Genomic DNA, 257 nt, shown 5'->3' with positions numbered 1-257 from the left:
CTTCCATTGTAATATGGAGGGTATCTGCTGCCTTTTTGGCAAGGTATAATCCCATGCCTGTCGCATGCTGGTTTTGATGGTTAGCTGTAGATGTGAAGCCTTTATCAAAAATAAGCGGCAAATCCTTTTTCTCCATGCCGATTCCAAAATCACGGATTTGCAGTATAATCTGCTCGTCTTTCCTGCTGCTTGTAATGACAATATCTGCTTTTTCGCTGTATTTAACGGCATTTGTCAGCAGCTGTCTGATAATAAAT

1 protein-coding gene is annotated in these 257 nt (G+C 40.9%); it reads right to left on the bottom strand.

The features are described from left to right. Nucleotides 1-257 (bottom strand): ATP-binding protein (locus tag EOC06_RS39105; protein WP_245470480.1); only part of this gene is annotated, 257 nt, incomplete at both ends.

The sequence above is a fragment of the Mesorhizobium sp. M7A.F.Ca.MR.362.00.0.0 genome, assembly GCF_004023175.1.
Taxonomy (GTDB): Bacteria; Pseudomonadota; Alphaproteobacteria; order Rhizobiales; family Rhizobiaceae; genus Mesorhizobium.
The sequence above is the reverse complement of the archived record's forward strand: the minus strand, read 5'-3'. Positions and strand labels throughout refer to the sequence as shown.